The following is a 7,001-nucleotide window of genomic DNA, read 5'->3' as shown; positions in this document are numbered from 1 at the left end:
TGGCGGCTGATGACCACACCGCCGTTGCCGCCCTTGGTGACGTCGACTTCCTCGCAGTCGAGGAGGCTGTTGTACTGGTCGCCGATGTCGCCCGGCTGGTGGCTGACGGCGATCTGCTGGGTCAGGCCGGCGCCGAGCGAGTCGGTGCGGGTGACGATGATGCCGTCTTCGACGCCGAGCTCGAGGAAGGCGTGACGGACCGCGCGGACCTTGGCGATGAACACGTCGTGCGGCACGGTGACCTTGCCGTCCTGGTGGCCGCACTGCTTCTCGTCCGAGACCTGATTCTCGATCTGCAGCGCGCAGGCGCCGGCTTCGATCATCTTCTTGGCGAGCAGGTAGGTGGCTTCGGCGTTACCGAAACCGGCGTCGATGTCGGCGATGATCGGCACGACATGGGTCTGGAAGTTGTCGATCTTCTCGATCAGCGCCGCTTCCTTGGCCTTGTCGCCTTCCTTGCGGGCGGCGTCGAGCTGACGGAAGATGTCGTTGAGTTCACGCGAGTCGGCCTGGCGCAGGAAGGTGTAGATCTCTTCGATCAGCGCCGGCACCGAGGTCTTCTCGTGCATCGACTGGTCCGGCAGAGGGCCGAATTCGGAGCGCAGCGCCGCGACCATCCAGCCCGACAGGTAGATGTAGCGACGATCGGTCTTGCCGCCGCCGTGCTTCTTGATCGAGATCAGCTTCTGCTGGGCGATGAAGCCGTGCCAGCAGCCGAGCGACTGGGTGAACTTGGTCGGGTCGGCATCGTAGGCCGCCATGTCGGCGCGCATCACCGCCGCGGTGTAACGCGCGATGTCGAGGCCGGTCTTGAAACGGTTCTGCAGCCGCATGCGGGCGACGGCTTCAGCGGTCACACCGGTCCAGGTCGGCTTGTCCTTGAGGAGGGCTTCGGCCGCTTCGATTTCGCTCTTGTAGGTGGCCGGACCCTGGATGGCCAGGTCGCTGATCCCACGGGGCTGGAAGTTCATGTCGATGATCCCTTCGGTACGAATAATTCGCAGTCACGACATTCGTGACAATCGCGCTGCGAAACGTGCCGGGAGATAAACGCGAGATGACAGAAGACGTACAGACCTCTTGCGAACGAATGGTGATGTCATGTAACTTCAGTACATGTCACAATTGTTATTTTGTAAATTTTGTAAAAGGCGATATCCGGGGCGGAATCTGAAAGGATCTTGAAATGGCCGGCGACACCGGTAAAAAACTGTTCGTGGGCCCCCGGTTCCGCCGCATTCGGCAGCAGCTCGGTCTGTCGCAGACCCAGATCGCCGAAGGATTGGGCATTTCTCCGAGCTACGTCAACCTGATTGAACGCAACCAGCGCCCGGTGACCGCCCAGATCCTGCTGCGGCTTGCCGAGACCTACGATCTCGACCTGCGCGACCTCGCCACCGCCGACGAGGACCGGTTCTTCGCCGAACTCAACGAGATCTTTTCCGATCCCTTGTTCCGGCAGATCGACCTGCCCAAGCAGGAGCTGCGCGACCTCGCCGAGCTGTGCCCCGGCGTCACCCATTCGCTGCAGCGGCTGTACGCCGCCTATACCGAGGCCCGCCGCGGCGAGACCATGGTGGCGGCGCAGATGGCCGACCGCGAACAGATCCGCTACGAGGCCAACCCGATCGAGCGGATCCGCGACATGATCGAGGCCAACCGCAACTACTTCCCCGAGCTGGAGCAGGCCGCCGAAGCGGTGCGCGACGAGCTGAATATCGGCTCGCAGGAGATGTTCGGCGCGCTGACCGACCGACTGCGCGAGCGCCATTCGATCACCACCCGGATCATGCCGGTCGACGTGATGCGCGAGACGCTGCGCAGGTTCGACCGCCATCGCCGGCAACTCTTGATCTCCGAGCTGATCGACGGCCCCGGCCGCGCCTTTCAGGTCGCGTTCCAGACCGGGCTGACCGAGCATGGCGGGGTGATCGACGCGATCGTGCACCGCGCCGGCGGGCTCGAGGACCAGGCGCGGCGGCTGTATCGGATCACGCTCGGCAATTACTTCGCTGCTGCCGTGATGATGCCCTATGCGGCGTTCCACGCCGCCGCCGAGCAACTCAGCTACGACGTCAACGTGCTGGCGCAGCGCTTCAACGCCGGCTTCGAGCAGGTCTGCCACCGCCTCACCACGCTGCAGCGGCCGAACGCCCGCGGCGTGCCGTTCTTCATGCTGCGGGTCGACAATGCCGGCAACGTCTCCAAGCGGTTCTCGTCCGGCACCTTCCCGTTCTCGAAATTCGGCGGCACCTGCCCCTTGTGGAACGTGCACTCGACCTTCGATACGCCGGACCGGCTGCTCAAGCAGGTGATCGAACTGCCCGACGGTAGCCGCTACTTCTCGATCGCCCAAATGGTCCGCCGCCCAATCGCCCCACACCCGCAGCCGCAGCCCCGCTTCGCGATCGGCCTGGGCTGCGAAATCCGACACGCCTCGAAACTGATCTACGCCGCCGGCATGGATTTGGAGAAAGCCGAAGGCACCCCGATCGGCGTCAACTGCCGCCTCTGCGAACGCGAGCATTGTTCGCAGAGAGCCGAGCCGCCGATCACCAGGACACTGATCCTCGACGAGAACACGAGAAGGGCGAGTAGCTTCGCGTTTAGTAATGCACGAGAGCTCTAGTCCGCTCCGCCCCGGCGCAAGCGCCCATACACAACACTGAGGGTCAAGCAATACGCCGACAGCATCGCCAGCATCATCACCGCTGGCCAAGCGCCGGCGTCGACGCGAGACGCGAACACGCCTTTGCCGACCAGCGGCAGTAGCACGAACCCGGTGAGAAGCCAGGCGAAACCGGTCACTGCAAATCCCTTGGTCAGCGCGCTACGCCCGGGAATCCAGCGATACGCCCAAGCGAAGATCGAACTCCAGATCAAAGCACCACTGAGCAGCGGCAGCGCCGCCTGCAAGGCAGCCGGTGGCGATGCGCCGAGCGCCTCGGCCAATTGCCGCTGCAGGTCCTCATAGGGCTGAAACGAAGGCAGGATGCCGAGCGCGCCGCGCGCCCAGCGAAGCCCCCATTGCGCCGCCATGCCGCATAGACCGGAGACGACCGCATCCCGGAACAAACGCGCAAGTCTGGTTCGCATGTCGAAGTCCGAGCCGATCACCCGCCGAACACCTGAGCCTCGCATGGACCGCGCAGTTCGCGCGATCGATGCGACGCTACGACAGGCTTGACCCAGCGGCTGGTGTTAAGAACAGTCACATGCAATGTGGATTGTTTTGGATCGCCGGATCAAGCCCGACGACAAGGTGGACGAGGTGACGATGTTGATCTCACGGCGACGGCGTTCGGACGCTTGGCGCGCTATGTTGGTGACCATAGCGATCTCAGCATTCGCCTCCCCCGCCCTCGCCCAGCGCGGCGCGTCGTGCCACGGCGGCCAGAGCTTTCCGCAGTTCCTCGCCGGCCTGAAACAGAAAGCCGTCGCGGCCGGGGTGTCGCAAGGCGCGATCGCGCAAGCGTCGCCGTATCTCGTTTACGACCAGGGCATCGTCAATCGCGACCGCGGGCAGCGGGTGTTCGGGCAGATCTTCACGGTGTTCGCCGGGCGGATGGCGTCCGAAGGCCGGCGCGTCAAAGGCCAGCAACTGATCAAGCAATACGCGGGCGCGTTCGCCCGCGCCGAGAAGGAATACGGCGTGCCGCCGGCGGTGATCGCGGCGTTCTGGGCGCTGGAGAGCGATTTCGGCGCGGTGCAGGGCAATCTGTCGACGCTGCGCTCTCTGGTGTCGCTGGCTTATGACTGCCGCCGCTCCGAGATGTTCCAGGACGAGACCATCGCGGCGCTGAAGATCATCGACCGCGGCGACCTGACGCCGGCAGAAATGATCGGCTCCTGGGCCGGCGAGCTCGGCCAGACCCAATTTCTGCCGCGACACTATTACGACTACGCGGTCGACTACGACGGCGACGGCCACCGCGACATGCTGCGCAGCGCACCCGACGTGATCGGCTCGACCGCGCACTACATCGCTACCGGCCTGAAATGGCGTCGCGGCGAGCCGTGGCTGCAGGAGGTGCAGGCGCCGGACAACCTGCCCTGGGATCAGGCTGATCTCACCGTGAAGCATCCGCGCTCGCAATGGGCGCAATGGGGCGTGACCTACCCGAACGGGCGTCCGCTGCAAAGCGATGCCCTGCCGGCGTCGCTGCTGCTGCCGATGGGACGGCACGGCCCGGCGTTCCTGGCCTATGCCAATTTCGACGCCTATACCGAGTGGAACAATTCGCTGATCTACGCCACCACAGCCGCTTACCTGGCGACCCGGATCGCCGGAGCGCCGCCGATGCAGAAGCCGCGTGCCGCGGTGGCGCAGTTGTCGTTCAACGAGATGAAGCAGTTGCAGCAGCTTCTGGTGCGCGCCGGCTACGACGTCGGCAAGGTCGACGGCGTGCTCGGTCAGAACACCCGCAGCGCCGTGAAGGCGATGCAGATCAAATATCGTCTGCCGGCGGATTCCTGGCCGACCGCCGAACTGCTCACCCGGATGGGCGGCACCGCGGCCCCGTCGGCCTCCGCCGAGCCGACGCCCGGTACCGAGCCGCGACGCGCCAGGCGCGACCGACCGGCCGCGCCGCTGCCGCAATAGCGGAAAAATCCGCGCCGCGGCTTTTCAAATTCCGCCGACTTGCTCTAGGGTGCGACGCAATAACATCCTGGAGGAAACGACGTGCGTCATCTGTTGATCATGACAGCCGCGGCTGTCGCGCTGGCTACCACCGCGGTCCATGCCGCCGACGACCTCAAGATCGCGCTGATCTACGGCAAGACCGGCCCCCTCGAAGCCTATGCCAAGCAGACCGAGACCGGCCTGATGATGGGGCTGGAATACGCCACCAAGGGCACGATGACGCTCGACGGCCGCAAGATCGTGGTGATCACCAAGGACGATCAGTCCAAGCCCGACCTCTCCAAAGCCGCTCTCGCCGAAGCCTATCAGGATGACGGCGCCGACATCGCGATCGGCACCTCGTCGTCGGCCGCGGCGCTCGCCGACCTGCCGGTCGCCGAAGAGAACAAGAAGATCCTGATCGTCGAGCCGGCGGTCGCCGATCAGATCACCGGCGAGAAGTGGAACCGCTACATCTTCCGCACCGGCCGCAACTCGTCGCAGGACGCGATCTCCAACGCGGTCGCGATCGGCAAACAGGGCGTCACCATCGCAACGTTGGCGCAGGACTACGCGTTCGGCCGCGACGGCGTCGCCGCCTTCAAGGAAGCCCTGGCCAAGACCGGCGCAACGCTGGCCGCCGAAGAATACGTGCCGACCACCACCACCGACTTCACCGCGGTCGGCCAGCGGCTGTTCGATGCGCTGAAGGACAAGCCGGGCAAAAAAGTCATCTGGGTGATCTGGGCCGGCGGCGGCGATCCGCTGACCAAGCTGCAGGACATGGACCCGAAGCGCTACGGCATCGAGCTGTCGACCGGCGGCAATATCCTGCCGGCGCTCGCCGCCTATAAGCGCCTGCCCGGTATGGAAGGCGCGACCTATTACTACTACGACATCCCCAAGAACCCGATCAACGACTGGCTCGTCACCGAGCACCAGAAGCGCTTCAACGCGCCGCCGGACTTCTTCACTGCCGGCGGCTTCACCGCCGCGATGGCGGTGGTCACCGCCGTGCAGAAGGCGAAGTCGACCGACACCGAGAAGCTGATCGCCGCGATGGAAGGCATGGAGTTCGACACGCCCAAGGGCAAGATGATGTTCCGCAAGGAAGACCATCAGGCGCTGCAGAGCATGTATCACTTCAAGGTCAAGGTCGAGCCGGCGCTGGCCTGGGCCGTGCTCGAGCCGGTGCGCGAACTCAAGATCGAGGAGATGGAGATCCCGATCCGGAACAAGAAGTAGCTCGGCTCCGGATTTGGTGCACGTCGCCATCCTCATTCACAAACGTCACCACCCGCGAAAGCGGGTGGCCCAGTATCCCAGAGCGTCGGTGAAAAGACCGCAACGCTGCGGCGTACTGGATCCTCCGCATTCGCGGAGGATGACGGCGTGTTTGGGGTCAGCGCGGTGGACCACACTGCCGCTCGACGTCGTGTAAGCGGCCGCCCGCTTCACGACTGCTCGAGGACGCTCTGGCTCAACGATGATGACGTGCCCCCATGACCACCCTCGAAACCCAATCCCTCACCATCCGGTTCGGCGGCCATGTCGCGGTCGATGCGGTGAGCTGTGCGTTTCGCCCCGGGGAGCTGACCGCGATCGTCGGACCGAACGGGGCCGGCAAGACCACGTATTTCAATCTGATCTCCGGCCAGCTTCGCCCGAGCGCCGGCCGCATCCTGTTCGACGGCGCGGACATCACCCAAATGACCGCGCCGCTGCGCACCCGCGCCGGGCTCGGCCGCGCGTTCCAGCTCACCAATCTGTTTCCCAATCTGTCGGTCGAGGAGAACGTCCGGCTCGCCGTGCAGGCGCACAGCGGCACGCATTACGACATGCTGCGGCCGTGGCGCACCCGGCGCGACCTGATCGAGCGCGCCGACGCCATCCTGGACAGCGTTGCGCTGGGTGCCCGCCGCACCGTCGCCGCCACCGCGCTGTCGCACGGCGACCAGCGCAAGCTCGAAGTCGCGCTGATGATGGCGCTTGAGCCGAAGGTCTACATGTTCGACGAGCCGACCGCCGGCATGAGCGTCGACGAGGTCCCGGTGGTGCTCGATCTGATCGCGGGGCTGAAGACCGATCCGTCAAAAATCATCCTCTTGGTCGAACACAAAATGGACGTCGTCCGCTCCCTCGCCGACCGCATCATCGTGCTGCACCACGGCAAACTCGTCGCCGACGGCAAACCCGCCGAGGTGATCGCCTCCCCGATCGTGCAGGAAGCCTATCTGGGCATTGCACCGGGGAAGAGTGCGGCGTGAGCGTGATGATGATGGACTTGCAAGTGTTGGCCCCGAACTCTCCCCGCTTGCCCACACGCCCCCTCTCCCGCTTGCGGGAGAGGGGGCGTGTGGGCAAGCGGGGAGAGTTC

Annotated in this window: 6 protein-coding genes; 4 read left to right on the top strand and 2 right to left on the bottom strand. The window is 64.9% G+C overall.

The genetic code is table 11. The annotated features are described in order from the left end of the window. Nucleotides 1-971 (bottom strand): isocitrate lyase (locus DU475_RS22525; protein WP_164633382.1); only part of this gene is annotated, 971 nt, incomplete at its 3' end. Between the two features lie 215 nt (nucleotides 972-1,186). On the opposite strand from DU475_RS22525, the gene DU475_RS22520 reads away from it, so the two are divergent. Continuing rightward, nucleotides 1,187-2,629, top strand: coding sequence for a helix-turn-helix domain-containing protein (locus DU475_RS22520; RefSeq protein ID WP_013504260.1), 1,443 nt, complete (start codon nucleotides 1,187-1,189; stop codon nucleotides 2,627-2,629). Here the strand turns inward: DU475_RS22520 and DU475_RS22515 are convergent. Then, nucleotides 2,626-3,096, bottom strand: coding sequence for a DUF6789 family protein (locus tag DU475_RS22515; protein WP_013504261.1), 471 nt, complete (start codon nucleotides 3,094-3,096; stop codon nucleotides 2,626-2,628). The two genes, DU475_RS22520 and DU475_RS22515, sit on opposite strands and share 4 nt — an antisense overlap. Nucleotides 3,097-3,319: 223 nt before the next feature. Here DU475_RS22515 and DU475_RS22510 point away from each other — a divergent pair, with 223 nt between their 5' ends. From DU475_RS22510 to DU475_RS22500, 3 genes are all read left to right on the top strand, one after another. Then, nucleotides 3,320-4,603: a lytic murein transglycosylase gene (locus DU475_RS22510; RefSeq protein ID WP_246700398.1), complete on the top strand. Its 1,284-nt coding sequence runs from the start codon at nucleotides 3,320-3,322 to the stop codon at nucleotides 4,601-4,603. Between the two features lie 81 nt (nucleotides 4,604-4,684). Then, entirely contained in the window at nucleotides 4,685-5,869 is a 1,185-nt protein-coding gene (locus DU475_RS22505; protein ID WP_164633380.1) for a substrate-binding domain-containing protein, read from the top strand. Between the two features lie 257 nt (nucleotides 5,870-6,126). After that, nucleotides 6,127-6,891, top strand: coding sequence for an ABC transporter ATP-binding protein (locus DU475_RS22500; RefSeq protein ID WP_164633379.1), 765 nt, complete (start codon nucleotides 6,127-6,129; stop codon nucleotides 6,889-6,891). Nucleotides 6,892-7,001 lie beyond the last annotated feature (110 nt).

It is taken from the genome of Rhodopseudomonas sp. WA056 (genome assembly GCF_010906995.1).
Classification (GTDB): domain Bacteria; phylum Pseudomonadota; class Alphaproteobacteria; order Rhizobiales; family Xanthobacteraceae; genus Rhodopseudomonas; species Rhodopseudomonas palustris_G.
This window is presented reverse-complemented; position numbering and strand designations above follow the sequence as displayed.

Bases quoted from the DNA above. Each gene is read 5' to 3' on its own strand.
- DU475_RS22515 (WP_013504261.1), bottom strand. From the start codon at position 3,096: ATGCGAACCAGACTTGCGCGTTTGTTCCGGGATGCGGTCGTCTCCGGT.
- DU475_RS22510 (WP_246700398.1), top strand. From the start codon at position 3,320: ATGTTGGTGACCATAGCGATCTCAGCATTCGCCTCCCCCGCCCTCGCC.
- DU475_RS22500 (WP_164633379.1), top strand. From the start codon at position 6,127: ATGACCACCCTCGAAACCCAATCCCTCACCATCCGGTTCGGCGGCCAT.
- DU475_RS22520 (WP_013504260.1), top strand. From the start codon at position 1,187: ATGGCCGGCGACACCGGTAAAAAACTGTTCGTGGGCCCCCGGTTCCGC.